The sequence below is a fragment of the Streptomyces sp. NPDC101234 genome (assembly GCF_044767525.1).
Lineage (GTDB): Bacteria > Actinomycetota > Actinomycetes > Streptomycetales > Streptomycetaceae > Streptomyces > Streptomyces sasae.
Genome location: NZ_JBIWOA010000002.1, coordinates 488,601 through 512,082 on the forward strand (window position 1 = coordinate 488,601; position 23,482 = coordinate 512,082).

Consider the following 23,482-nt stretch of genomic DNA (forward strand, 5'->3'; position numbering starts at 1 on the left):
GTTCGTCTGCGCGCTTCTGCACGGCAGCACCCCGTCTTTGGGGCAACGTCATGTTCTCTCTCCATCAGTGCCGGCCCGCCTGTGGCCAGACGGGGCCACCACCGTCGCCAACCGCAGTTCCGGGAGACATCGGGGAAAACACTGAATCCGGCACGTACAGCCAGGACCCTCTGAAGTTCCTCAACTCTGCTTTGGGTGCTGGGACGGGCGGGCATCCCCCGTTCACGTCGCGCTCACGCGGCGGCCGGGGCGCCCACGGGGGGTCGCTCGCGGGGGAAGGGAAAGAAGGTGGCGCCATGAGCATCGTCTTCATCGTGGCGGCGGCCGCGATCGTCTGTTTCGTGATCGTCGGGACCGCGGTCCGCAGGGGCGGACGGGTCAAGGGGGCGTCCGGCCGGGGCGGGTCCTCCGGCTACGACAGCTCCGGCAGCTGGTGGACCGGGGACTCGGGCTCGTCGTCCTCGCACGGCGGACACAGTGGACACAGTGGACACGGAGGTCATGGGGGTCACGGGGGGCACTCCTGCGGTGGCGGGCACTCCTCCTGCGGTGGCTCGTCCTGTGGCGGCGGCTCGTCGTGCGGCGGGGGCCACTGAACCCGGGGGACCCGGGGGCAGGGGGAGACAGGGGGAGACAAGGGGGAAGGGGACCGGGGCGTCCGGCCGGAGAGCGGGGGAGCTCTTCGACCGGACGTCCCGGCGCACGCCGGGCGGAGTACGGCGCACGGTGTGGTTGAACAGTTGAGCTGTGGAGCCCTCTGAGGGATGGAAACCCCACGAAGTTGGGTAAAAACGCTGTGGCAGCGTCACAGTTCATGATTCCCTCTAAATCACCAAAGCAGCGCCTCGGACGTCCTGACGACACCCCTCCCCGGCTGGGCCGGCCGGGCCGATCTCCCGGTGTCGACCGAGGTGCGCCGGACCACACTCTCCCTTTTGCGTGTTAGCGGAGCCGATCCATGCTCACGACCCTTCACACCTCCTACACCGATACGCGCGCGGCCGACCTCGCCTGGGCCCTCGGGCGCGAGCCGTTGCCCGCCCTGGCCACCCTCGACCTGGAACTGACCGGGGCGAAACTGCAGTTGAGACTGCTCGGCGCGTCCCACCAGGTGCTCCTGGAGGAGGAGCGGGGCGGCTGTTCGGAGACGGTGGCGTGCATCCCGGGCTCCAGCACACCCCTGCCGCTCGGAGTCGCCAAGCGCAACGGCGACTGGGAGTACGAGTTCGCGGCCCGCGTCGAGGTCCTGTCACCGGGCTCCTTCGCCGGCCGCGCCCAGGAGTTGCTCGCCCTGGTCGCCGAGCATCCGCACGGTCTCGCCGGTGTCTTCCCGGGCATCCCGCACGCGTTCACGGCGATGCTGGCCCAGCGGTACGAGGGCCAGGTGCACTGGCGGACCTGGCACGCGTACCCGCAGGACGGGCAGTTGGTGGCCACCCGGACCAGGGTGGGCGTACGGGTCCCGGTACGCCGGTCCATGGCCGGATGACCACCGGACGGCAACCGGACGACAATCGGACGGCATAAACCCTGGGCCCGTCAAGGCAGTCCAGATCCACACGTGTGGGTGACGAAGCGTACCGACCGAGTGACGTAACGTCGCAGAGTGATCGATCCGCACGCACCCGCCCCTCCCGGCACACCACCGCCCTGGAGCGCCCCCGCGCCGCTTCCCGTGCGGCCGGGGACGGGACGGTTCCTGGTCCTCGCGTGCGTCTTCGTCTGCGCGGCCTGCGGTCTGGTGTACGAACTCGAACTCGTCGCCCTCGCCTCGTACTTGATCGGCAACTCGGTCACCCAGGCCTCCGTCGTGCTGTCCGTCATGGTCTTCGCGATGGGCGTCGGCTCGCTCGGCGCCAAGCGGCTGCGCTGGCACGCGGCGGTCGGATTCTGCGCGGTGGAGGCCGCGTTGGCGCTGGTCGGCGGCTGCAGCGCGATGGCCCTGTACGCCGTCTTCGCCTGGACCGGCGACTGGGGCGGCCTGTGGTCCGCCGGCCCGCGCTGCCTCCTGGTCGCCTTCTCGCTCGCCATCGGCCTGCTCATCGGCGCCGAGGTGCCGCTGCTGATGGAGCTCATCCAGCGCATCCGCCGCCAGGACGCGGGCGGCGCGGTGGCCGACCTGTTCGCGGCGGACTACGTCGGCGCGCTCGTCGGCGGCCTGGCCTTCCCCTTTCTGCTGCTGCCGGTCCTCGGCCAGTTGACGGGCACCCTGCTCACCGGCACCGTCAACGTGGCGGCCGGGGGCGCCTTGGTCCTCGGCCTGTTCCGCCGCGACCTCTCCCGGCGGGCCCGCTGGACCCTCCTCCTCGTCAACGTCACCGTTCTCGGTCTGCTCGCCTCCGCCGCCGCCCTCGTCGACGACTTCGAACGGGCCGCCCGGCACGCGGTCTACGGCGACGGCGTCCGGGTCGCCCTCCAGACAGACGTCCAGGAGATCGTCCTCACCGGCGGTACCCACGGCCGCCCCCTCGACCTCTTCCTCGACGGCCGGCTCCGGGTCGGCGGCCGCGACGAACGCCGCTACCACGAAGCCCTCGTCCACCCCGCGATGAGCGGCCCGCACGCGCGCGTGCTCATCCTCGGCGGCGGCGACGGCATGGCCGCGCGCGAGGTGCTCCGCGAGCCCGGCGTCGACCGGGTCGACCTCGTGGAACTCGACGCGGGCCTGGTCCGCCTCGCCCGCCACGACCCCGCCCTCGCCGCACTCAACGGCCACGTCTACGACAGCACCCGCGTCCATGTGCACACCGCCGACGCCTTCTGCTGGCTGCGCCGGACGGCGCCGCGCGCCGCGTACGACGTCGTCATCGCCGATCTGCCCGACCCCGGCATCACGGCCAGCACCAAGCTGTACTCCCAGGAGTTCTACGGCCTGGCCCGCCGCGCCCTCGCCCCCGGCGGCCGGCTGGTCGTGCACGCCGGCCCGGTGACGGCCCGCCCCCGTGCCTTCTGGACGGTCGCGGCCACCATGCGCGCCGCCGGCCTGGCCACGACCGCCTACCGGGTCCTCGGCCACGACATCGGCTTCGCCCCCGGCCCCGACCGCGCGGCCGGCGAGTCCAGGGCCCCGCACGACTGGGGCTTCGTCCTGGCGACCGCGGGCCCCGGCCGGCCGCCCCTGTGGCTGGCGGCGGACGGGCCGCGGCTGCGGACGCTGACCGGGCGGGCGTTGGAGCGGGACGAACTGGAGGTGCCGGCGGCCGGGCTGCCGCCGTCCACGTTGGTGCATCCGCGCTACTGAGGAGGGTGTGACGGACCGACTCGTGGGTAGGCTCATCCGGCATGGAGCACCAGGTGTACGTCCCCGCCCCGAGCGCGCGGCTCAGGCAGGCGCTGGCCGACCCCGCGCGGGTCGCCCGGGCGGTCCCCGGCCTCCAGCAGGACGCGGGCGCCGCCCCTGGCACCGGCCGCCTCAAGGTCCGTATCGGCAGCCACTCCATCACCTACCGGGGCTCCCTGCGCGTCACCGCCCGTGACGACGGTACGTACGAGGTCGACGGCGACGCGACCGAGGCGCGCGGCACCGGCACGGTCAAGCTGGCGCTCGCCGTCCGCCTCGCCGACACCGACGAGGGCGGCTGCACGGTCACGGTGACCGGTACGGCCTCCGCCGGCGGGCGGGTCGCGGAACTTCCGGTGGAGGCGGTGGCGTCGGCGGCGACGAGGCTGCTGAACCGCTTCGTGGAGGCGCTGGCGGAGGAGACACCGGAGCAGCTGCCGGAGGCGGCCCCGGACGAACCGACGTCGGTCTTCGAGACGGAGGTCCCGCCGCCGTCCCTGGCGCCCGAACCGGAGGAGGAACCGCTCCCCGAGATCTTCGCCGAGGCGGCCCACGCCCGCCGCACGATGATCGGCCGCAGCGCGGAGGAGGTCGACCACGCGCCCCCTCGCGGCCGCTACGCCCCGGTCCCGGCCCCCCAGACGGTCGCGGCGGCATCAGCCCTGCGCTGGGCGGCACCGGCGGCGGCGCTGGCCCTGGCATCGGCGATCGTGGTGACGAGGGCGCTGCGCAAACGGCGGTGAGGTACGCAGGACGGGGGTGGGAACGCTTACCGGCGCTTGCCGGGTGCCGCTGCGCCCACCCGTGCCGCCCTGGGGGTCCCCCTCCGGGGGAGGCACGCATGCCCGCAGCTACGGTGGCTCGCAAGGTGCCGCGGCTGCAGCGCCCCGTCAGGGGCGCGGGGCCGTATCGATATGCGGCTCCGCCGCGTGGGCGCGATCAGCCCCCACCCACCCGCGCCCGGAACTCGACGCCCCTTCCCCAGTACTGTCGTCCCGTGAGTAACGAAGACATCACGCTGACCGCAGGCGACGCGACCCTCCACCTGCACCCCGGAAACGGCGGCCGGATCGCCGGACTCGAGGTCGGATCCCTCGAACTGCTCCGGCAAGGTGACCGGTTCGGCTGCTTCCCGATGGTTCCCTGGTGCGGCCGGATCCGGGACGGCCGCTTCCGCGACGGCGCCACCGTCGTCCAGATGCCCCTCAACTCCCCGCCGCACGCCATCCACGGCACCGCCCGCGACGGCGCCTGGCGCACCGCGCGCGTCTCGGCGAGCGAGGCCGTGATCACGTGCGAACTCGGCGACCCCTGGCCGCACCCCGGCCGCGTCACCCACGCCGTGCAGCTGGCCGAGGACTCGTTGACGCTGACGATGAGCGTGGAGGCGTACGACAACTCCTTCCCGGCGCAGATCGGCTGGCACCCGTGGTTCCACCGCAACCTCGGCGGCCAGGACGTCCAGGTCGCCTTCGACCCCGCCTGGCAGGAGGAGCGCGGCGACGACCATCTGCCCACCGGCAACCGCATCGACCCGAGGCCCGGCCCCTGGGACGACTGCTTCGGCATGCCCGACGGAGTCGACGTCACCCTCACCTGGCCGGGGCAGCTGGAGCTGAAGGTCACCAGCCGCGAGCAGTGGGTCGTGGTCTACGACGAGCAGGCGGAGGCCGTCTGCGTGGAGCCGCAGACCGGCCCGCCCAACGGGCTGAACACACTGCCCCGGCTCGTCACGCCCATCGAGCCCCTCGAAGCCACCACCACCTGGACCTGGCGCCGCCTCTAAGCTGGTCGGCATGAGCGACGTACGTGCTGAGCTGCTGCAACAGATCAAGGACAAGGCCGTGGTGCACGGCAAGGTGACCCTGTCGTCGGGCAAGGAAGCCGACTACTACATCGACCTTCGCCGGATCACGCTGGACGGCCAGGCTGCCCCGCTGGTCGGTCAGGTCATGCTCGACCTGACCGCCGAGCTGGACTTCGAGGCCGTCGGCGGGCTCACCCTGGGCGCCGACCCGGTGGCCACCGCGATGCTGCACGCCTCCCACGCGCGCGGAAAGACGCTGGACGCCTTCGTGGTGCGCAAGGCGGGCAAGGCGCACGGCCTCCAGCGCCGTATCGAGGGCGCGGAGGTCAAGGGCCGTCGTGTCCTCGCCGTCGAGGACACCTCCACCACCGGCGGCTCAGTGCTGACCGCGGTGGAGGCGCTGCGTGAGGCCGGCGCCGAGGTCGTCGGCGTCGCGACGATCGTGGACCGGGCGACGGGCGCGGCCGAGGCGATCGCGGAGCAGGCCGGCGTGCCGTATGTGTTCGCCTTCTCGAAGGATGAACTGGGGCTGGACTGACGCCCGGTCGACGGGTGGGATTGACCCGGATTTGACCGGTGCGTGGAGCATCGGTTCAGGTCTGGAAAGATGGGGACGACGATGACGTCGCATCCATAGGTCTAGGTCAGGGCCGTAAGAAAACAGCAGTACGCCGACCCGCACACTCAAGGAGCGGACAGATGCCCATCGCAACCCCCGAGGTCTACAACGAGATGCTCGACCGGGCGAAGGCAGGCAAGTTCGCCTACCCGGCCATCAACGTCACCTCGACCCAGACCCTGCACGCGGCGCTGCGCGGCTTCGCGGAGGCGGAGAGCGACGGCATCGTCCAGATCTCGACCGGCGGCGCCGAGTTCCTGGGCGGCCAGTACAAGAAGGACATGGTCACCGGCTCGGTGGCGCTCGCCGAGTTCGCGCACATCGTCGCCGAGAAGTACCCGGTCAACATCGCGCTGCACACGGACCACTGCCCGAAGGACAAGCTCGACGGGTACGTACGTCCGCTGCTCGCGATCTCCGAGGAGCGCGTGAAGAACGGCCGCAACCCGCTCTTCCAGTCGCACATGTGGGACGGCTCCGCCGAGACCCTCGCCGACAACCTGGCCATCGCCCAGGAGCTCCTGGAGCAGGCCCGCCGCGCCAACATCATCCTCGAGGTCGAGATCACCCCGACCGGTGGCGAGGAGGACGGCGTCTCCCACGAGATCAACGACTCCCTGTACACCACGGTCGACGACGCGATCCGCACCGCCGAGGCCCTGGGCCTGGGCGAGAAGGGCCGCTACCTGCTCGCCGCCTCCTTCGGCAACGTGCACGGCGTGTACAAGCCGGGCAACGTGGTGCTCCGCCCCGACCTGCTCAAGGAGCTGAGCGACGGCGTGGCCGCCAAGTTCGGCAAGCAGTCGCCGTTCGACTTCGTCTTCCACGGCGGCTCCGGCTCCACCGAGCAGGAGATCCGCACCGCGCTGGAGAACGGCGTCGTGAAGATGAACCTCGACACGGACACCCAGTACGCCTTCACCCGTCCGGTCGCCGACCACATGTTCAGGAACTACGACGGCGTCCTGAAGGTCGACGGCGAGGTCGGCTCCAAGAAGACCTACGACCCGCGCACCTGGGGCAAGCTGGCCGAGGCGGGCATGGCCGCGCGCGTCGTCGAGGCCACGCAGAACCTGCGCTCGGCGGGCAACAAGATCAAGTAAGCCGCATTACGGGTAATCCGTATTACGGTCCGGACCCGGCGTCTGTCTTCGTCTGTCGACAGCGCCGGGTCCGCTGTATACCTGGACCATGCCCGATGTCCGGCTGGCCTCATCCCAGGGCAAGTGGATCCTGCTCACCACGGTCCTCGGCTCCAGCATGGCGATGCTGGACTCGACGGTCGTCAACGTCGCCCTGCCCCGCATCGGGGAGGATCTGAACGCGAGCCTGTCCGCCCTCCAGTGGACGGTCAACGCGTACATGCTGACGCTGGCCGGCCTGATCCTGCTGGGCGGTTCGCTCGGCGACCAGTACGGCCGCCGGAAGGTCTTCGTCACGGGTGTCGTCTGGTTCGCGGCCGCGTCCCTGCTGTGCGGCCTGGCCCCGACCGACGCCGTGCTGATCGGCGCCCGCGCCCTCCAGGGCATCGGCGGCGCTCTTCTCACCCCGGGCTCCCTGGCCCTGATCCAGGCCTCCTTCCACCCCGACGACCGGGCCCGCGCGGTCGGCCTCTGGTCCGGCTTCGGCGGTATCGGCGCGGCCGTCGGCCCGTTCCTGGGCGGCTGGCTGGTGGACGGCCCGGGCTGGCGCTGGGTGTTCCTCCTCAACGTCCCGCTGGCCCTGCTCTGCGTCCCGGTCGCCCTGCGCCATGTCCCGGAGTCCTCCGACGAACGCGCCCACGGCCGCTTCGACGTCCTCGGCGCGGTGCTGGCCGCGCTGGCGCTGGGCCTGGTGACGTACGCGCTGATCGAGGCCGGGACCCTGGCACTGCTCGCCGTGGCGGGCGTCGCGGCCGGCGTGGCCTTCGTGTACGTCGAGAAGCACCGCCCGGACCCGATGCTCCCGCTGGACATCTTCGCCTCCCGCCAGTTCACGGCGCTGAACATCGTCACCCTGTGCGTGTACGGCGCGTTCGGCGGCTACTTCTTCCTCACCGCGCTGCAACTCCAGGTGGTGGCGGGCTACTCGGCGCTCGCCGCCGGCACGGCCCTGCTCCCCACCACCGCCCTGATGCTCCTGTTCTCGGCCCGCTCGGGCGCCCTCGCCGACACCATCGGCCCCCGCATCCCCCTCACCGTCGGCCCGTTGCTCTGCGCGGCGGCGATGCTGCTGATGCTGCGGGTGGGCGAGCACGCGAACTACCTGACGGACGTCCTCCCGGCGGTCCTGGTCATGGGCGTCGGCATGGTCACCCTGGTGGCCCCCCTCACCGCCTCGGTCCTCGCCTCGGTGGACACGGCCCGGGCAGGCATCGCCAGCGGCATCAACAACGCGGCGGCCCGCGCGGGCAGCCTCATCGCGGTGGCGGGACTGCCACTGCTCGCGGGAATGGGCCCGGAGGCCTACCGCTCGGCCGCCGCCTTCGACGCGGCCTTCCGCAGGGCGATGCCGATCTGCGCCGGGGTGCTGGTGGTGGGCGCGGCCCTGGCCTTCGCCCTGGTCCGCAGACCCGCCCCGGGCTGCGTACGCCCGGAGTGCCGCCGCCACGGAAACGTGACAACACCACCGATCGAGGCGGAGGGCCGGCCCTAGGGGCTGTCCGGCGGCTCACGCCGTGGACGCGGGGTCTGGCACTCCACCAGACCCCGCTCACCTCGGCCGATCAGGCACCGTTGCTTTCCTGCGACTTGATCCGCCGGACGGCCCCTAGCCCTCTAGCCCCCGTGTTTCGGCCGTCCAGTGGACAGGACGGCCCGCAGTTCGGGCCCGGTGATCCGGTCGGCGGGGCGGGGGAGGGTCCAGCGGTGAGCCTTGCCGCCGTCCATGGGCAGCACTTCGACCACGGTCTCCAGCGGTGGGTGGCCGGGTCTGCCGCAGCCGAGCTGGCGGATCACGACGGCGGTGTCGTCGTCCAGGCCGAGCAGGACGCGCACGGCGTCCCTCAGCTCGCGAAGGCGCGGGCTCGGCCAGGCGATTCCTGGGCGTGGTTCCAGGTGTGGTTCCAGACGCATGGGAGATACCTCCTGGTTCAGTCGGCCGTGGCGGTCGCGGTCGCGGTCGTGGCCGCGGCCAGCTGCCAGGTCGCGAGGAGCAGCAGCGTGCCGGTCTCGGCGACGAGGCTGAGGACGGCCTGGGGCGCGGGCTGCAGACCGCGCTCGGTGAATCCGAACACGCCTACCGTGCGCGAGGCCGCGAAGCCGCCGAGGGCGCCGAGTGCGACGCCGGCCGCGGCGGCCCTCAGCAGCAGGGGCGGTGTCCCCGTCAGCAGCAGGACGGCGAGGGCGAAGGAGGCACTGGCCTGGACGAGGAACAGGGGGCCGACGACGGGGATGAAACGGTAGTCGTCGACGTAGAGCTGGGCGTGGATGTAGCCGCCGGCCGCGAGTGCCGCGGCGGTCGCCCACCGCAGGGCGGTGACGGGGAGTCTTCGGCCGTTCATGCCAGCCTCTCGTCCGTGACGGCCAGTTCGCGGTCGCCCCGGCGGTAGCCGACGCTGCGGATACCGAGTGCGCCCTTGAGCTGCCGGGCGGGGACGACCTGCGGGGTGGGGGCGGGGCCATGGCCCGGTTTGGGCAGCGGGTAGGCGGTGGTGGTGGCGGAGTGGAAGGTGATGTTGCCGTCGGTCTTGGTGAAGAGCTGGTGGACGTGCCCGTTGAGACAGGTGACGGAGGAGAAGCGGCGCAGCAGGGCGATGACCTTGAGGGCGTCGTCGGTGCTCCAGCCCCACTTCGGGTACATGGCGAACAGCGGGATGTGGCTGAAGACCACGACGGGAGTGTCCGACGACAGTCCGGCGACGTCCTTGCGGACGAAGTCGATCTGGTCGTTGCCGAGGTGGCCGAGCTTCTCCAGGCTCAGGGTGTTGACCAGGGCGATGAAGTGCACGCCGTGGGTGTCGAAGCTGTACCAGCCGTCGCCGAGCGTGCCCGTGCCGAAGGTCCGCCGGTAGGCGCGGCCCGCGTCGCCGATGGAGTCGTGCTCGCCCGGTACGGTGAAGACGCGGTCCGTCTTCATGCCGGTCATCATCTGCTTGACCTGGTCGAACTGTCCGGCCGTGGACAGATGGGTCAGGTCGCCGCTGTGCATGACGAAGTCGGGCCTGAACCCGAGCGAGTTGACCTGGTGGATCGCTTCCTTGAACGAGCCGGCCACATCCATGTTCGCCGGGCCCTGGAACCCGATGTGGCTGTCGGAGACCTGCACGAACCGCAGCTCGCCGTTTCCCGCCGCGGTGCCCGCGGTGGCGGCCTCGGCGGTGGCGTCGCGGGCGCCGGCGATATGGCTGATCACCTCTCCGCCGGCCACGGTCAGCACCACCGCGCCGCCGAACCACCCCGCGTGCCGCATGAGCTGGCGACGCGTCATGCTGTGTTCCGCAGCAGGCTCATCGGGTCGGCCGGACTCACCGGCCGGCGCTCCGTCGTGACTGCCGTCGTAGCCGTCGTAGCCGTCGTAGCCGGTCATCGGGTCACCTCCACGGTGGCGGTCATGAACGGATGGATGGTGCAGAGGTAGGCGTAGGTGCCGGGCTTGGTGAACGTGTAGCTGTAGGTGGCGCCGGTGGCCAGCGCGGCGGACTTCAGCGGACCGCCCGATCCGTCGCTGGTGACGGTGTGGGCGTCGGTGTCCTGGTTGGTCCAGGTCACCGTCGTACCCGCCGTCACCTTCAGCGTGGCCGGGGCGAACGCGAAGTTCTTGATCGCTACGGCGTCCCCGGCCACCGGCGCGGCCTGCGCTCCCGTGGCCGGATGACTCGCGGGCATGCTCATGCCGGGCATCGGCGAGGCACCGGCGCCGCCGGGCGAGGAGTGCGACGGGCCGCATGAGCTGAGGAGCCCCAGCGTGCCGGCGGTGGCGAGGGTGGCGAGGGCCAGCCCGGCCGCGGTACGTGAGCGTCGGCCTGGGGTGTGGAAGTTCGGGTGCATGGCGTCCGTTCGTCCTTTGCCGTGAGGGAGATCTGCGGTTCCTGCCCGGCTTCACGGACGGCGAGGGGCATACGGTTCGGCATATATACGCTTTTGTGAGATTTCCTCGCGGCGACGCGGAGTGTCACCTGTACCGTGCCGTGCGTTACAGGACAAAGAAGTGCATATGCGCGATCATCGACTTATGCCCCGGAGTTTCCGAAAACGTGATCCAAGGGCCGATCCGGATCGCTCCGCGCGCCGTGTCTCTGGTAGAGGAACCCTTTCGACCGCGGATGAGGAACTGCTGCGCACTCTGTACGCGGAGCACGCAGGGCCCCTGTTCCACTACGTGCTGCGACTGACATCGGGAGACCGGCAATGGGCGGAGGATGTGGTGCAGGAGACGCTGCTGCGGGCGTGGCAGCACCCCGCCGCGTTCGAGCCCGCACGCGGCCCGGCCCGGGCATGGCTGTGCACGGTCGCCCGGCATCTGGTCATCGACGCCCACCGGGCCCGGCAGGCCAGGCCGGCCGAGGCCGGTGGCGAAGCGCTGGAGCGGGCCGCCGAGCAGACACCGGGCGAGGACGAGATCGAGCAGGCGCTGCAGAGCTGGGCGGTCGCCGACGCCGTCCGGGCGCTGTCCCCGGATCACCGCGCGGTGCTGCTGGAGACCTACTACCGGGGACGGACCATGGCGGAGGCCGCACAGGTGCTGGGCATCCCGCTGGGCACCGTGAAGTCACGGACGTACTACGCCCTGCACGCCCTGCGGCTGGCGCTCCAGGAGCGGGGGATCGAGCCATGACCGTGGTGTGCGGGAGGTGGCGACCGTGAGCACGGAGCACGAAGCCCTCCGGCTGGCGCTGGGCGGATACGTCCTGGGCACACTGCCCGCGGCGGAGATGGAAGAGATGCGCGTCCACCTCGTGGAGTGCGACGAGTGCCGGGCCGAACACGTCCGGCTGGCGGGACTGCCCGCGCTGCTGGCGACGGTGACCGCGGCCGAAGTCGCGGGCCTGCCGGTGCCGACCGCCGACGGGGAGCTGGCCGACCGGCTGGTGGCTCAGGCGGCCGAGAGCACGCAGGGCCCCACGCCCGCACGGCCCGTGGTGCCGGCGGCGGCGCCGCCGGCACAGGCGGGTGTGCTGGAGAGGATGCTGCAGCAGGCCGCGGCCCGGCGGCGCAGGACCTGGCGTCTGCAACTGGCCGGTGCCGGCGCCTCCCTGACGTTCGTCGCGGCGGCGGTCGGCGGCACCTGGCTGGCCGCGGTCGGTTCCGTGAGCAGTGAGGCGACGCCGCCCGGGGCGACCGCGCCGACCGCCTGGCGCACGTTCTCCGGAAGCGATCCCGCCACCGGCGTCACCGCCTCGGTGAAGGTCTACCCGTCCGCCTGGGGCAGCGTCCTTCAGGTCCACGCCAAGGGTGCACCCGCCGGAATCACCTGCCGGCTGCAGGCGATCGGGTCCGGCGGCACCAGGGCGGACGGCGCCACCTGGCGGGCGGGCGAGTACCCTCCCGGCACCACGGTCCCGGGAGCGGTCGCCATGTCCCCCGGGGACATCGAGCACTTCGAGATCCTCGCGGGCGACGGCCAGAAGCTGGTCACCATCCGGGCGTGAGGCGTTGACCGCCAACCCGCCCGGCTTTCACCGGACTTGATGCGCGAGTGCGCCGAGGGCCGCCGGGACGCGAGCTTCGAGAATCTGAACAAAAGGTGCGAACGGCTCGAACCGTTCGGCATGCGCCGTCCGTGTAACTGAGTGAGCGCGCCCTTGCAGGACCGGTGCACCGACCGTCCCGACATCGTCGGCGGTCTCCCTCATTCCGGTCTCCGCACCTCCACGGAAGAGCCAGAAGACCATGTTCGTGACCGATTCGCCCCGCCCGAGTCCACTGCCCGGCCGGCCCTGCCGCCACCAGGCACTGCTCACCCTGCCCGCGCAGGAGGCGCATGTCTCCGCCGCCCGTCACTTCGCGGCCGACCTGCTGGAGACCTGGAGCGTGCCCGCGAGCGAGCGGGACTCCGCCGTCCTCATCGTCGACGAACTCGCCGCCAACGCGGCCCGCTACGGCCGCGAGCACATGACCCTCTCGCTCGTCCTCGACCACGGCACTCTGCACATCGTGGTCATCGACTCCGGCATGACCGTGGAGCGCCGCCACCGCGACATGGCTCCCGACGAACACGGCCGCGGCACCGGCATCGTCCAGTACCTCGCCCAGTCGACCGAGGTCCGCCAGACCCGCGGCGGCCGCGAAGTCCGCGCCTGCCTTAGGTGCTCGGCATGACCGGCCAGGGCGTCCCGGGCGAGCCGCGGTACCGGGTCACCGGACGACCCCGCGACGGGGCCCTCGCGACCCACAAGCCGTGTCCCGTCGACGGCTGCCCCGGACGGGCCCGCGTTCCCGAGCGGTCCGCGGCGCATCGATCGGCCCTCGGTCCCGGCGCCCCCGGACACGACACGGCGCCGTGTCACCGCTGCGGCGCCGGCCCCTGCGCACCGGCGGAGTGGTGACCGTGGACGCGACCCCGAACAGCCACCCGGACAGCCACCCGGACAGCGGCGCCCCGTCCGCGTACGAGGCCTACACGAACGCGCCCGACCTGCGCCGCGAGATGCACGGACTGCTCGCCCTCGGCGCCGAACGCGACGGCCGCCAGGCCGTGCCCGCCACCGGCCCCCCGCCCGACCCGACGGCCGCCGAACGGGCCTGGCTGCTGCGCCGGGCGGCCCTCATGGACCGGATGGCCCAGGACGGCGACCCCGGCCCGGCCGCGGCCGCCGCGGAAACCGCCGAACAGCTCGTCCGGCACGACCGCCGCCATCCCGGCCTGGTGGCCGGCCCGGTCCACCCCGACGCGGTCACACCGACCCCCGGACCCCGGCGCTACGTCCGCCAGGAGTACGCCGCCTGGACGGCCGCCGGGCGCCCCGGAACCTGAAGCCGGGATCCGAAGCCGGGACCTGTAGAGCGGGACCGGCCCCTGCTAGCCGTGCAGCTCGGTGTACGCCTCCGCACTGCTGTCCTTCAGGAACTGCCAGCAGCGCTCGTTCTCGTCCTTCTCGCCGATCTCGCCGGCGGCGCGGGCGAGCGCGGCGAGGCAGCGCAGGAAGCCCTGGTTGGCCCGGTGCTCCCAGGGGATCGGGCCGTGCCCCTTCCAGCCGGCCCGGCGCAGGGCGTCCAGACCGCGGTGGTAGCCGGTACGGGCGTAGGCGTACGACTCGACGACCGCGCCGCGCCCGAACGCCTCCTCGGCGAGCAGTGCCCAGGCCGGCGAGAAGGTCGGGAACCTCGCCGCGACCTCGACGGGAGCCAGGGACTCGTCGTCCAGCAGGCGGTACGCCTCTTCGTTCTCCGGCAGATAGGTCGGCTCCGGACCACCGAGCAGGTTCTTGTGCGTCGTCATGGCGCCAGTCTGCCACCGCACAGAACCCGACCACGCGTCCCGTCGTCTTCCAGAACGCCGTCCCTCACGTGACGGCAAGGGGGGAGCAGACGTGCGAGATCCGAGACCCGCCCAACAGCCTCCGGAGGCCGACGCCCTGGCGCGGTTCCTCACCGCGGGCCCGGACCAGTGGCCCCGGCTCGCCCCACGGGTGACGGAAGCGGTCGGGGTGGCGACACTGGAGCGGATCGTGCATGCCACGGCCGCCCGTATCGGCGAGTTCGCCACCGTCACCGACAGCCCGGACGGGCTGATCGTGTCCGGCAGCACGGGCCGGGTGCGGGCCTGGGCCCAGGTGGCCCCCGACGGCGAACTCACCGCGCTGCGCATCGAAGGCGCCCGCTACACACCGCCCCGCCGCCGTCCCCGGCTGCCCGCCGCCCTCACCTGGACGGTCTACCTGGGCCTGGTCGTCCTCTGGAACGTCCTGACCGTGTGGACGGCCGACGACCGCACCACCTGGCTCGCCGACATGGCGACCCTCGCCGCCTTCTACGTGGTCGTGGAGGGCTGCGGCGCACCGGCGATGCAACCCCGCCCGCTGCGGCGCACGGTCGAGGCGGGTGCCGTCGCCGCCCTCGCCTCGGCATGGCGGCTGCCGGGACTGCCGGCCGGCCACGGCGTGCTCGGCCTCACCGTCGGCGCCGTACTGCTCGCGGCGGCCGGTTCCCTGGTCGTCACCGCCCGGCTGCACCGCTGGCGGGCCCCGCTGTCCCGGCCGCTGCTCTTCCCACTGGAGGGCGCCTGGTACGTCGTACAGGGCGGCGGCCCGGCGGTGAACCACCACACCCGGATGGCGGCACAGCGCGGCGCCCTCGACCTGGTCGCACTCGGCCCGTACGGCACCCGTACCCGGCCCGGCCGCGAACCGGCCGCGTACGCCGCCTACGGGCGCCCGGTCCGCTCCCCCTGCGACGGCCGGGTGATCTCCGCCGCCGGCACCGTTCCGGACCAGCGGCCGGGGGAGATCCGCTACCAGCCGCCGTACGGCAACCACGTCTTCCTCGACACCGGCCGGGAGATCGTCAAGATGGCCCATCTGCGCCCCGGTTCGGTGACGGTGTCCGAGGGCGACACGGTCCGGGCCGGGCAGCTCCTCGGCGAGGTCGGCAACACCGGCAACAGCACCGAACCCCATCTGCACATCCACGCCGAACGCGACGGAACCGGCCTGGACCTGCAGTTCACCGGCGTGCCCGGCCGACTGCACCGGGGACGGACGATCCGCGCCTGAGCAGGGGCGGATCCGAGGCCGGGTCCGAGGCCGGGTCCGGGGCCGGACGGGGGTTCCCGACAGGCGGGCCTTGCCGTGTCCGGTTACGTTGCGGAAGATGCTGGTGGGGACCGGGGCCCCCGTGTCGGCATCGGCAGGGGCGGACCGCTACCCGGAGTACAAAACAGGAGACAGCGATGTCCCACCAGGCCCAGCCCTCAGCGGCTTCGGAGCCCGAGACCCCGCATCTCGATTTCGCCGGCACCACGCCGTACGAGGACTACGTCAAGGCGGACGTGCTCACCCACCTCCAGCACACCCTCTCCGACGATCCCGGAGAGATGGTCTTCCTGGTCACGACCCAGGTGATGGAGCTGTGGTTCACCGTCATCGTCCACGAGTGGGAGACCGCGGCCGCGGCCCTGCGCAGCGACGACATCCCCGTCGCGATCGCCGCGCTGAAGCGCTCCACCCGTGAACTGGAGGCCCTGAACGCCTCCTGGAAGCCGCTCGGCCAGCTCACCCCCGCCCAGTTCAACTCCTACCGCTCCGCCCTCGGCGAGGGCTCCGGCTTCCAGTCGGCGATGTACCGCCGGATGGAGTTCCTGCTCGGCGAGAAGTCCGCGTCCATGCTCGTACCGCACCGCGGCGCGCCCCGCGTCCACGCGGAACTGGAGAAGGCGCTGCAGGAGCCGAGTCTGTACGACGAGGTGGTGCGGGTGCTGGCGCGGCGCGGGTACGCGATCCCGGACGCGGTGCTGCAGCGCGACATATCGCTGCGGTACGAGCCTTTCGACGCCGTCGAGGCCGCCTGGACCGCCGTCTACTCCGGCCCCGAGGACGCCGAGCTCGCCCGGCTCGGCGAGGCGCTGACCGACGTCGCCGAACTGGTCTGGCGCTGGCGCAACGACCACCTGGTCGCCACCCGCCGCGCCATGGGATCCAAGCCCGGCACCGGCGGCTCGGCCGGGGTCGCCTGGCTGGAGAAGCGCGCCCGCAAGAACGTGTTCCCGGAGCTGTGGACGGCGAGGTCCCATGTCTGAACTGGCCCTGAGGGCAGAGAAGCTGGACGCGTCGGACGACCTGGCCGGGCTCCGGTCCCGCTTCGTCCTCGACGAGGTCGTCTACCTGGACGGCAATTCGCTGGGCGCCCTGCCGGCGAACGTCCCCGGCCATGTCGAGGACGTCGTCCGCCGGCAGTGGGGCGAGCTGCGGATCCGGTCCTGGGACGAGAGCGGCTGGTGGACGGCGCCCGAGCGGATCGGCGACCGGATCGCCCCGCTGGTCGGCGCGGCGGCCGGCCAGATCGTGGTCGGCGACTCCACAAGTGTCAACGTGTTCAAGGCACTTGTGGGCGCGGTGCGGCTCGCGGGGGAGGGCCGGGACGAGATCCTCGTCGACGCGACGACCTTCCCCACGGACGGGTACATCGCCGAGTCCGCGGCCCGGCTGACGGGCTGCGTGCTGCGGCCCCTGACCCCGGCCGAGGTGCCCGACGCGCTCGGCGACCGCACCGCGGCCGTCCTGCTCAACCACGTCGACTACCGCACCGGGCGGCTGCACGATCTCCCCTCCCTCACCGCCGCGATCCACGCGGCCGGGGCCGTGTCCGTCTGGGACCTGTGCCACAGCGCGGGCGCGCTGCCGGTGGGCCTGGACGAGCACGGGGTCGATCTGGCGATCGGTTGCACGTACAAGTACCTGAACGGCGGCCCGGGTTCGCCCGCGTACCTGTACGTCCGCCGCGAGCTGCAGGACCGCTTCGACTCCCCGCTCCCCGGCTGGAACTCGCACGCCGAGCCCTTCGGGATGCGCTCGGCGTACGAACCGGCCGAAGGTTCGGTGCGCGGTCGCGTCGGCACCCCGGACATCCTCTCCATGCTGGCCCTGGAGGCGGCGCTGGAGGTCTGGGACGGGGTGCCGGTGGCGGCCGTACGCGCCAAGTCCCTTGCCCTGACCGACTTCTTCCTGGAGTGCGTCGAGGCGTACCTCCCCGAGGGCCGCGTCCGGTCGGTGACCCCGGTGGCGCACGAGGAGCGCGGCAGCCAGATCGCGCTGCGCTGCCCCGACGCCGGAGACGTGATGAAACGGCTGATCGAGCGGGGCGTGGTCGGGGACTTCCGGCACCCCGACGTCCTCCGCTTCGGCTTCACTCCGCTCTACGTCGGTTTCGCGGACGTGGAGCGGGCGGCGCGGGTGCTGGGGGAGGTGGCGGGAGCGTCTGTCGCCTAGTCAACCGACGGAAACGGCGGGCGACATGACGACATAGTGATCCCAGTGTGGGGGCCGGGACGGTACAGAACCGTTTAATCCTCACCGTGCGTGACATCCGCGTGTCCCCGCACGTCACCGGCCTGATACCGTCCCGGCCAACGGCCGTGTTCCCCACCTGGTCCGCCAAAGTTTCCCCCAGTGCCGAAAGCCTGGGAGGGACCCCCATCGCCGTTGAGAGGTTGGAGCATGTCGGACGACGCCGCAGCAGCACGGGCCGCCGCCGAGGAGGAGTCGGCCTTCTCGCACCCGCATGTCGCGCCCGACGCCACGGCGGCCTACGGCGACCACCCCGACCAGGTGATCGACTTCTACGCCCCGCGCATCGAGGAGCCGTCGGCTCCGCTCGTGGTGGTCCTGCACGGCGGCGCGTGGCGCGCACCGTACGACCGCGGTCACATCACCCCCTTCGCCGACTACCTGGCCCGGCGCGGCTTCGCGGTGGCCAACGTGGAGTACCGGCGCGGCGCGACGCTGCCCGCGCAGGGCGGTACGGCGCCGGTGGCGGGCCGTTGGCCGGACACCTTCGACGACGTGGCGGCCGCGCTGGACGCGCTGCCGGGTCTGGCCCGCGAGGCACTGCCCCAGGCGGATCTCCGCCGCATGGTCCTCACCGGCCACTCGGCGGGCGGCCACCTGGCCCTGTGGGCGGCGGCACGGCATGTCCTGCCCGCCGACGCCGTGTGGCGCACCCCGGCCCCGGCGCAGTTGCGCGGTGTCGTGGCGCTGGCCCCGATCGCGGACTTCGCGATGGCGGAGAAGCTGGACGTCTGCGGCAACGCGGCGCTCCAACTCCTCGGCGGAGAAGCCAAGTTCACCGAACGCCAGCGTTACGCGGACCCCGCGCTGCTGCTCCCCACGGGCATCGCGACCACCTTGGTCCAGGGCCGCGCGGACGAGGTCGTCCCGCAGGCGGTCGCCGAGGCCTACGCGGACGCGGCGGCCAAGGCGGGCGAGGTGGTGGGCCTGACCCTGCTGGAGGAGGTCGGCCACTTCCCCCTGATCGACCCGGCGGCGGACGCGTGCGCGGTGGCGGCGGAGGAGATCGCGCAACTGGCGTGGTGAGGACCCGCCCCTGAGCGCCCCTGAGCCTCCCTACCCGGCATACCCGTAGTACCTGAGAGCTACCTCCCAGGTGAGTCCCCTGGCGGGACGCGAACGACACGGCCCGCTCCGTAATTTTCCCGATCAGACAAGCCCGACGACCGGGCGAACTGAACGGGGAGGGCCGCCATGGCGGGTGCGACGGGGGAGCGGGAGAGGGTTGCTCGGGGGGCGGATGACGCCCGGACCGGCACGCACCCCGCGCTCGAAGCAGCGGAAGGCACATCTCCGCCAAGCACATCTCCGCCCAGTACATCCCCGCCAAGCACATCCCCGCCCCTGAGCCGCGGCGCCGAGCGGCTGCGCCGCACTCGGCGGTTGGGCCGCACCACCCTCGCCGCCCTCCTCACCGCCGCCGTGGTCCTCCCCCTCTCCGCGGCCACCCGGCCCCAGATCCCCGCCCCGCCCCCGGCCCGTCTCCCCGCCGCGCTCACCGCGGCCACCCTCGCCACCGCCTACCGGGCCAACCGCGAGAACGCCGCCGAGGCCGCCCGTATGGCGGCCGCCCACGGCGATGTCTCCCGTGCCGCCGCCGACCGCACCCTCGCGTCCCCCGCCCGTCACCTGCTCCACTTCGACGCCCGCGGCACCGGCCAGGCCACCGAGGTTCTGGGCGACCTGGCGCAAGCCACCCGTGTAGCCGTCCTCGTCCCCGGCTCGGACACCACCCTCGACACCTACGCTCGCTTCCACGCCGCGGCCGAGGCCCTGTACCGACGCCTCACCCACGACCGGCCACACACACCGACCGCCGTCGTCGCCTGGCTCGGCTACAAGACCCCGGCGACGATCAGCACCACGGTCCTCACCCAGGGCCGTGCCGACCAAGCGGCCCCACACCTGCGGGAGTTGATCCGCGAACTCCGCACCCTCACCGCCCCCGAGCCGGCGGCGATCTCCCTCCTCTGCCATTCCTACGGCACGGTCGTCTGCGCCGGCACCGCTCCCGCCCTCACCGGCCTCGGCGTCACCGACATCGCCCTGGTCGGCAGCCCCGGCACCGGCGCCGCCTCGGCCGCCGCCCTGCACACATCCGCCCGCGTCTGGGCGGCCCGAGGAGCCGGCGACTGGATAGCCGAGGTCCCGCACATCGAGGCGGATCTCTTCGGCACGACCGTCGGCTTCGGCCCCGACCCGGTGTCCCCGCGCTTCGGCGCCCGCGTCTTCGCGGCAGGTCCCGGCGGCCACAGCGACTACTTCACCCCGGGCTCGGTCTCCCTGGCCAACCTCGCCCGGATCGTCCTCGGCGAGACGACGGAGGTCAGCCGTGCGTAAGCCTCCTCCGCTCCGCCTCTCCGACCGCGTACGACACCTCTCCGACCCCGTACGTCACCTCCCCGCCCGCACCCGGCGTCTCGCCCACCGTATGGACACCGCCACCCCGCCCGACCGCGACCGTGCCGTGGACGCCCTCCGCGCGTTCGCCGTCCTCGGCGTGGTCCTCGGCCACTGGCTGGTCACGGCGCTGGTGGCGGACGGCGGCAGGCTGCACACCGACAGCCCCCTCCAGCATCTGCCCCGGCTGGCCCCGATCTCCTGGGTGTTCCAGACCCTCGCCGTGTTCTTCCTGGTCGGCGGCCATGTGGCAACCCGCGGTTACACCGCGGCCCGGGCCAAGGGCATCCCCTACCGCCGCTGGCTGACGGCCCGTCTGTCCCGTCTCTTCAAACCGGTGGCCGCACTCCTCACCCTCTGGACGATCGCGACCACCGCCCTGCTGCTCTCCGGCACCGACGTCACCACCGTCCACACCCTCGTCAAACTCGCCCTGTCCCCCCTCTGGTTCCTGCTGGTCTTCGCGGCGCTGACGGCGGCGACCCCTCTTGTCACCCGGCTCAACCCCCTGTGGCCGCTGGCCGTCGTCCTCCACGTGGACCTTCTCCGTTTCGGCTTCGGCGCCCCGCCCGCCATCGGCTGGGTGAACCTGGCGGCGGGCTGGCTGGTGCCGTACACCCTGGGCGCCGCCTGGACCCGTGGCGAACTGGACGGCCCACGCGCCGGCTGGGTCCTGTTCACGGGCGGTACGGCGGCGACGGCCGGGCTCATAGCCTGCGCGGGCTACCCGGCCTCGATGGTCGGCGTCCCGGGCGCGTCCGTCTCCAACCTCAACCCGCCCACCCTGGCCGCCGTCACCTTCGGCCTCGCGCAGTGCGGCCTGGCCCTGCTGCTGCGTGAGCGGCTGCGCCGCACCATGCGACGGCCCATGGCCTGGGCGGCGGTGGCCTTCGTGAACCTCTCCGCCATGACGATCTTCCTCTGGCACCAGACGGCCCTGATGGCGACCACGGCCACCGGCCTCCTGCTCGGCCGCCTACCCGGCCTCCACACCTCCCCCGACCACCTCGGCTGGGCCGCGGCCCGCCTGCTCTGGCTCCCGGCCTTCGCCCTGACCCTCGCCGTCTGCTGGGCGGCGTTCCACACCTACGAGCACCCCGGCACCCCACGCCGCTCCGGCTCCCGCACCCGTGCTCGTACGCGCACGCACACCCGGTCCCGCGCCGGCCGCTCACGCATCGTCAGAACGCACCGCTCGTCCGATCGGACGACACCGACGGGAGCCCGCCATGTCTAGGCTGATCGATGTGACGGAGACGGGGACCCGGCGGGCGGAGTGGTCCGACCGCGCGCCGCGCTTGCTGCAGATACTCCGCGACGACCTGTGGACCGCCCGTCCCGACCCGCTGCCCGCCTCCCTCCGGCTGCGCCGGCTGCCGCACGGTGTGCTGTGCCTGGCGGCGTTCGGCATCACCGTCGGCGGCATCGCACAGCTCCAGCACAACGGGCATCTGGGTGCCGGTCTCGCCTCGCTGCTCGGGTTCGCACCGGGCGGCGCCGTGGTCCTCGCGATGTGGCGGCCCATCCCGGCCTGGTGGCTGTCGATGACGGCCATGCTGGTGGGCGCCATCGCTCTGCACGGCCGGCTGGGCATGACACCGGAGGTCGTGTTCACCTGGCCCTGGACCGCGGCCGGGATCATCGCGCACCTGTTGGTCCTGCTGCTGCTCACACTACGGGTCCGCGCCCGGGTGGCGGTCGAGGCACTGGCCCTGACCGGGCTGGTCACCTGGCTGCTCGACGGCGTGTGGGGTGCGCCGCTGCACGAGTCCACCTCGGTGGTCACCGTCGTCCTGTCCGCGATCGTCGTGGCGCTCGGCAGCGCGCTGCGCGGCCGCCGCGAGGCGCGGGTGGAACTCGGCCGTCAGGCCTCGCTCACCGAGGAGGAGCGGGCCCGGCGCACCCTCCTCGAGGAGCGCAGCCGGATCGCCCGCGAGCTGCACGACGTGGTCGCCCACCACATGTCGGTCATCTCCATTCAGGCCCAGGTCGCTCCACACCTTGTGGATAACCCGCCGGACGAGCTCAAGGAGAACCTGGACGGCATCCGGCAGAACGCACTGGAGGCGCTCACCGAACTGCGCAGAGTGCTGGGCGTGCTGCGCTCGGAGAGCCCCGACGCGGACGCGCCCGAGGACGCCGGTGCCGGCCCGCACAGCCCGCAGCCGACCCTGGACCGGCTGGACGCGCTGGTCGAGAACACCCGGGCGGCCGGTCTGACCGTGACCACCCGGATCGACGGGGACCGCCGCCAACTGCCCTCCGGTGTGGAGCTGTCGGCGTACCGGATCGTCCAGGAGGCGCTGAGCAACGTCCTGCGGCACGCGCCGGGTGCCACCGCCCATGTCGCGATCGAGTACGTCCCCTACGGGCTGCTGGTGTCCGTCAGGAACTCGCGGCCGACCCGGCCCGCTCCGGCGTCGCCGGGTGCCGGACACGGTCTGCTCGGCATGCGGGAGCGTGCGGCGATGCTCGGCGGCGCGCTGACGGCGGAGTCCGGGCCGGACGGCGGCTACCGGGTCTTCGCACGCCTCCCCGTGACCGTCCCGGCCACCGGCCTGAACACCCTCCGGGCCACCGCCCCCACCGCCCGCACCAGCTCCGGCCCCGATGCCGCCGACGCGACCGAGGCCCCTGACGCCACCGACGTGATCGACCCGAAGGACGCCTCGCATGACGAGCATCAGCAGTGACAACAGCAGGAGCGGCGGCAGCCCCGTCCGCGTGGTCATCGCCGACGACCAGCAGATGGTCCGGCAGGGCTTCACCGTGCTGCTGAACGCCCAGCCGGGCATCGAGGTGGTCGGTCAGGCGGTGGACGGGCTGGACGCGGTGGTCCAGGTCGCCGAACTCACCCCGGACGTCGTCCTCATGGACATCCGCATGCCCGAGCTCGGCGGCATCGAGGCCACCCGCCGCATCGTCGGCGAGCACCCGGACATCAAGGTGCTGGTGCTCACCACCTTCGACCTGGACGAGTACGTGTACGAGGCGTTGCGGGCCGGCGCGTCCGGGTTCCTGCTCAAGGACGCGTCCGCGGACAAGCTCGCCGAGGCGGTCCGAGTGGTGGCGGCCGGCGACGCACTGCTGGCGCCCGGTATCACCCGGCGGCTGATCGCCCAGTTCTCCCAGCTGGACGGCGGCAGGGTGCGGGCTCCGCTGAAGACGCGCGTCGGCGAGCTGACCGAGCGGGAGACGGAGGTCCTCGCGCTGATCGCGCAGGGTCTGTCGAACGCGGAGATCGCCGAGCGGCTGGTGGTCGCCGAGCAGACCGTGAAGACCCATGTGGGCCGCATCCTGGTGAAGCTGGGCCTCCGGGACCGCACCCAGGCGGCGGTGTTCGCGTACGAGTCGGGGCTGGTACGGCCCTCCGGTTACTGACGGCCTTCCGCTCGTCCCCTCGTCCCCTCGTCCGCTCGTCCCCTCGTCCCCGTAGTACCTGAGAGGGATGTCCAA

25 protein-coding genes are annotated in these 23,482 nt (G+C 72.5%); 20 read left to right on the forward strand and 5 right to left on the reverse strand.

Annotated elements, in window-relative coordinates:
• Positions 1 to 296: 296 nt before the first annotated feature.
• The 8 genes from ACIRR9_RS05510 (at position 297) to ACIRR9_RS05545 (ending at position 8,340) form a co-directional block, all read left to right on the forward strand.
• Positions 297 to 596: a hypothetical protein gene (locus tag ACIRR9_RS05510; protein WP_403747844.1), complete on the forward strand. Its 300-nt coding sequence runs from the start codon at positions 297 to 299 to the stop codon at positions 594 to 596.
• A 362-nt stretch (positions 597 to 958) separates the two neighbouring features.
• The gene (locus ACIRR9_RS05515) at positions 959 to 1,489 is read left to right on the forward strand and encodes a DUF2617 family protein (protein ID WP_403747847.1); all 531 of its coding nucleotides are present in this window, start codon (positions 959 to 961) and stop codon (positions 1,487 to 1,489) included.
• Between the two features lie 117 nt (positions 1,490 to 1,606).
• A complete protein-coding gene (locus tag ACIRR9_RS05520; protein WP_403747850.1) occupies positions 1,607 to 3,241 on the forward strand; it encodes a polyamine aminopropyltransferase in 1,635 nt (544 codons plus the stop codon).
• A 41-nt stretch (positions 3,242 to 3,282) separates the two neighbouring features.
• On the forward strand, positions 3,283 to 4,023 hold the full coding sequence (locus ACIRR9_RS05525; protein ID WP_403747853.1) for an SRPBCC domain-containing protein: 741 nt from the start codon (positions 3,283 to 3,285) through the stop codon (positions 4,021 to 4,023).
• 254 nt (positions 4,024 to 4,277) lie between these two features.
• Positions 4,278 to 5,066: an aldose 1-epimerase gene (locus tag ACIRR9_RS05530; RefSeq protein WP_403252826.1), complete on the forward strand. Its 789-nt coding sequence runs from the start codon at positions 4,278 to 4,280 to the stop codon at positions 5,064 to 5,066.
• A 10-nt stretch (positions 5,067 to 5,076) separates the two neighbouring features.
• Positions 5,077 to 5,625: an orotate phosphoribosyltransferase gene (gene pyrE, locus ACIRR9_RS05535; protein WP_403747856.1), complete on the forward strand. Its 549-nt coding sequence runs from the start codon at positions 5,077 to 5,079 to the stop codon at positions 5,623 to 5,625.
• Positions 5,626 to 5,786: 161 nt separating this feature from the next.
• Positions 5,787 to 6,809, forward strand: coding sequence for a class II fructose-bisphosphate aldolase (fbaA, locus tag ACIRR9_RS05540; protein WP_089100088.1), 1,023 nt, complete (start codon positions 5,787 to 5,789; stop codon positions 6,807 to 6,809).
• An 88-nt stretch (positions 6,810 to 6,897) separates the two neighbouring features.
• Positions 6,898 to 8,340 carry an MFS transporter gene (locus ACIRR9_RS05545; RefSeq protein WP_403747859.1) on the forward strand — a complete coding sequence of 481 codons (1,443 nt, stop codon included), beginning with the start codon at positions 6,898 to 6,900 and terminating at the stop codon, positions 8,338 to 8,340.
• Positions 8,341 to 8,462: 122 nt separating this feature from the next.
• Here ACIRR9_RS05545 and ACIRR9_RS05550 read toward each other — a convergent pair whose 3' ends face one another.
• From ACIRR9_RS05550 to ACIRR9_RS05565, 4 genes are read right to left on the reverse strand one after another with little or no spacing between them, the layout of a single operon-like run.
• Positions 8,463 to 8,759 carry a hypothetical protein gene (locus ACIRR9_RS05550; protein WP_403747861.1) on the reverse strand — a complete coding sequence of 99 codons (297 nt, stop codon included), beginning with the start codon at positions 8,757 to 8,759 and terminating at the stop codon, positions 8,463 to 8,465.
• A gap of 17 nt (positions 8,760 to 8,776) precedes the next feature.
• Positions 8,777 to 9,187: a hypothetical protein gene (locus tag ACIRR9_RS05555; RefSeq protein ID WP_403747863.1), complete on the reverse strand. Its 411-nt coding sequence runs from the start codon at positions 9,185 to 9,187 to the stop codon at positions 8,777 to 8,779.
• Positions 9,184 to 10,212: a metallophosphoesterase family protein gene (locus ACIRR9_RS05560; protein WP_403747865.1), complete on the reverse strand. Its 1,029-nt coding sequence runs from the start codon at positions 10,210 to 10,212 to the stop codon at positions 9,184 to 9,186. Before ACIRR9_RS05560 ends, ACIRR9_RS05555 begins: the two co-directional genes overlap by 4 nt.
• The gene (locus tag ACIRR9_RS05565) at positions 10,209 to 10,673 is read right to left on the reverse strand and encodes a plastocyanin/azurin family copper-binding protein (protein WP_403747866.1); all 465 of its coding nucleotides are present in this window, start codon (positions 10,671 to 10,673) and stop codon (positions 10,209 to 10,211) included. Before ACIRR9_RS05565 ends, ACIRR9_RS05560 begins: the two co-directional genes overlap by 4 nt.
• Positions 10,674 to 10,857: 184 nt before the next feature.
• Between ACIRR9_RS05565 and ACIRR9_RS05570 the strand changes: the two genes are divergently transcribed.
• The 4 genes from ACIRR9_RS05570 (at position 10,858) to ACIRR9_RS05585 (ending at position 13,599) form a co-directional block, all read left to right on the forward strand.
• Entirely contained in the window at positions 10,858 to 11,460 is a 603-nt protein-coding gene (locus ACIRR9_RS05570; protein ID WP_123975419.1) for a sigma-70 family RNA polymerase sigma factor, read from the forward strand.
• Positions 11,461 to 11,485: 25 nt separating this feature from the next.
• Positions 11,486 to 12,274: a zf-HC2 domain-containing protein gene (locus ACIRR9_RS05575; protein WP_403747868.1), complete on the forward strand. Its 789-nt coding sequence runs from the start codon at positions 11,486 to 11,488 to the stop codon at positions 12,272 to 12,274.
• 241 nt (positions 12,275 to 12,515) lie between these two features.
• On the forward strand, positions 12,516 to 12,944 hold the full coding sequence (locus ACIRR9_RS05580) for an ATP-binding protein (RefSeq protein ID WP_123975417.1): 429 nt from the start codon (positions 12,516 to 12,518) through the stop codon (positions 12,942 to 12,944).
• 229 nt (positions 12,945 to 13,173) lie between these two features.
• Positions 13,174 to 13,599 (forward strand): hypothetical protein, encoded by a 426-nt coding sequence (locus tag ACIRR9_RS05585; RefSeq protein ID WP_403747870.1) that lies wholly within the window; start codon positions 13,174 to 13,176, stop codon positions 13,597 to 13,599.
• 45 nt (positions 13,600 to 13,644) lie between these two features.
• Here ACIRR9_RS05585 and ACIRR9_RS05590 read toward each other — a convergent pair whose 3' ends face one another.
• A complete protein-coding gene (locus ACIRR9_RS05590; RefSeq protein ID WP_403747872.1) occupies positions 13,645 to 14,064 on the reverse strand; it encodes a DUF3151 domain-containing protein in 420 nt (139 codons plus the stop codon).
• A 91-nt stretch (positions 14,065 to 14,155) separates the two neighbouring features.
• Between ACIRR9_RS05590 and ACIRR9_RS05595 the strand changes: the two genes are divergently transcribed.
• From ACIRR9_RS05595 to ACIRR9_RS05630, 8 genes are all read left to right on the forward strand, one after another.
• The gene (locus ACIRR9_RS05595) at positions 14,156 to 15,337 is read left to right on the forward strand and encodes a M23 family metallopeptidase (RefSeq protein WP_403747874.1); all 1,182 of its coding nucleotides are present in this window, start codon (positions 14,156 to 14,158) and stop codon (positions 15,335 to 15,337) included.
• A 176-nt stretch (positions 15,338 to 15,513) separates the two neighbouring features.
• Complete coding sequence (locus ACIRR9_RS05600) at positions 15,514 to 16,359, forward strand: tryptophan 2,3-dioxygenase family protein (RefSeq protein WP_403747876.1); 846 nt, start codon at positions 15,514 to 15,516, stop codon at positions 16,357 to 16,359.
• On the forward strand, positions 16,352 to 17,548 hold the full coding sequence (gene kynU, locus ACIRR9_RS05605) for a kynureninase (RefSeq protein WP_403747878.1): 1,197 nt from the start codon (positions 16,352 to 16,354) through the stop codon (positions 17,546 to 17,548). The genes ACIRR9_RS05600 and kynU overlap by 8 nt, the downstream gene beginning before the upstream one ends.
• Positions 17,549 to 17,776: 228 nt before the next feature.
• Positions 17,777 to 18,652, forward strand: coding sequence for an alpha/beta hydrolase (locus ACIRR9_RS05610; RefSeq protein ID WP_365341919.1), 876 nt, complete (start codon positions 17,777 to 17,779; stop codon positions 18,650 to 18,652).
• A 357-nt stretch (positions 18,653 to 19,009) separates the two neighbouring features.
• Positions 19,010 to 19,966: an alpha/beta hydrolase gene (locus tag ACIRR9_RS05615; protein WP_403747881.1), complete on the forward strand. Its 957-nt coding sequence runs from the start codon at positions 19,010 to 19,012 to the stop codon at positions 19,964 to 19,966.
• A 91-nt stretch (positions 19,967 to 20,057) separates the two neighbouring features.
• Positions 20,058 to 21,263: an acyltransferase gene (locus ACIRR9_RS05620; RefSeq protein WP_403748177.1), complete on the forward strand. Its 1,206-nt coding sequence runs from the start codon at positions 20,058 to 20,060 to the stop codon at positions 21,261 to 21,263.
• Positions 21,256 to 22,719 (forward strand): sensor histidine kinase, encoded by a 1,464-nt coding sequence (locus tag ACIRR9_RS05625; protein WP_403747884.1) that lies wholly within the window; start codon positions 21,256 to 21,258, stop codon positions 22,717 to 22,719. The genes ACIRR9_RS05620 and ACIRR9_RS05625 overlap by 8 nt, the downstream gene beginning before the upstream one ends.
• Entirely contained in the window at positions 22,700 to 23,407 is a 708-nt protein-coding gene (locus ACIRR9_RS05630; RefSeq protein WP_403747885.1) for a response regulator, read from the forward strand. Before ACIRR9_RS05625 ends, ACIRR9_RS05630 begins: the two co-directional genes overlap by 20 nt.
• The last annotated feature ends 75 nt before the right edge of the window (positions 23,408 to 23,482 follow it).

Coding starts and splice junctions, on each gene's coding strand:
- ACIRR9_RS05620 (WP_403748177.1), top strand. CDS start 20,058: ATGGACACCGCCACCCCGCCCGACCGCGACCGTGCCGTGGACGCCCTC.
- ACIRR9_RS05610 (WP_365341919.1), top strand. CDS start 17,777: ATGTCGGACGACGCCGCAGCAGCACGGGCCGCCGCCGAGGAGGAGTCG.
- ACIRR9_RS05570 (WP_123975419.1), top strand. CDS start 10,858: ATGCCCCGGAGTTTCCGAAAACGTGATCCAAGGGCCGATCCGGATCGC.
- ACIRR9_RS05545 (WP_403747859.1), top strand. CDS start 6,898: ATGCCCGATGTCCGGCTGGCCTCATCCCAGGGCAAGTGGATCCTGCTC.
- ACIRR9_RS05580 (WP_123975417.1), top strand. CDS start 12,516: ATGTTCGTGACCGATTCGCCCCGCCCGAGTCCACTGCCCGGCCGGCCC.
- ACIRR9_RS05515 (WP_403747847.1), top strand. CDS start 959: ATGCTCACGACCCTTCACACCTCCTACACCGATACGCGCGCGGCCGAC.
- fbaA (WP_089100088.1), top strand. CDS start 5,787: ATGCCCATCGCAACCCCCGAGGTCTACAACGAGATGCTCGACCGGGCG.
- ACIRR9_RS05625 (WP_403747884.1), top strand. CDS start 21,256: ATGTCTAGGCTGATCGATGTGACGGAGACGGGGACCCGGCGGGCGGAG.
- ACIRR9_RS05550 (WP_403747861.1), bottom strand. CDS start 8,759: ATGCGTCTGGAACCACACCTGGAACCACGCCCAGGAATCGCCTGGCCG.
- ACIRR9_RS05565 (WP_403747866.1), bottom strand. CDS start 10,673: ATGCACCCGAACTTCCACACCCCAGGCCGACGCTCACGTACCGCGGCC.
- ACIRR9_RS05600 (WP_403747876.1), top strand. CDS start 15,514: ATGTCCCACCAGGCCCAGCCCTCAGCGGCTTCGGAGCCCGAGACCCCG.
- kynU (WP_403747878.1), top strand. CDS start 16,352: ATGTCTGAACTGGCCCTGAGGGCAGAGAAGCTGGACGCGTCGGACGAC.
- ACIRR9_RS05525 (WP_403747853.1), top strand. CDS start 3,283: ATGGAGCACCAGGTGTACGTCCCCGCCCCGAGCGCGCGGCTCAGGCAG.
- ACIRR9_RS05590 (WP_403747872.1), bottom strand. CDS start 14,064: ATGACGACGCACAAGAACCTGCTCGGTGGTCCGGAGCCGACCTATCTG.
- ACIRR9_RS05630 (WP_403747885.1), top strand. CDS start 22,700: ATGACGAGCATCAGCAGTGACAACAGCAGGAGCGGCGGCAGCCCCGTC.
- pyrE (WP_403747856.1), top strand. CDS start 5,077: ATGAGCGACGTACGTGCTGAGCTGCTGCAACAGATCAAGGACAAGGCC.
- ACIRR9_RS05510 (WP_403747844.1), top strand. CDS start 297: ATGAGCATCGTCTTCATCGTGGCGGCGGCCGCGATCGTCTGTTTCGTG.
- ACIRR9_RS05560 (WP_403747865.1), bottom strand. CDS start 10,212: ATGACCGGCTACGACGGCTACGACGGCTACGACGGCAGTCACGACGGA.
- ACIRR9_RS05555 (WP_403747863.1), bottom strand. CDS start 9,187: ATGAACGGCCGAAGACTCCCCGTCACCGCCCTGCGGTGGGCGACCGCC.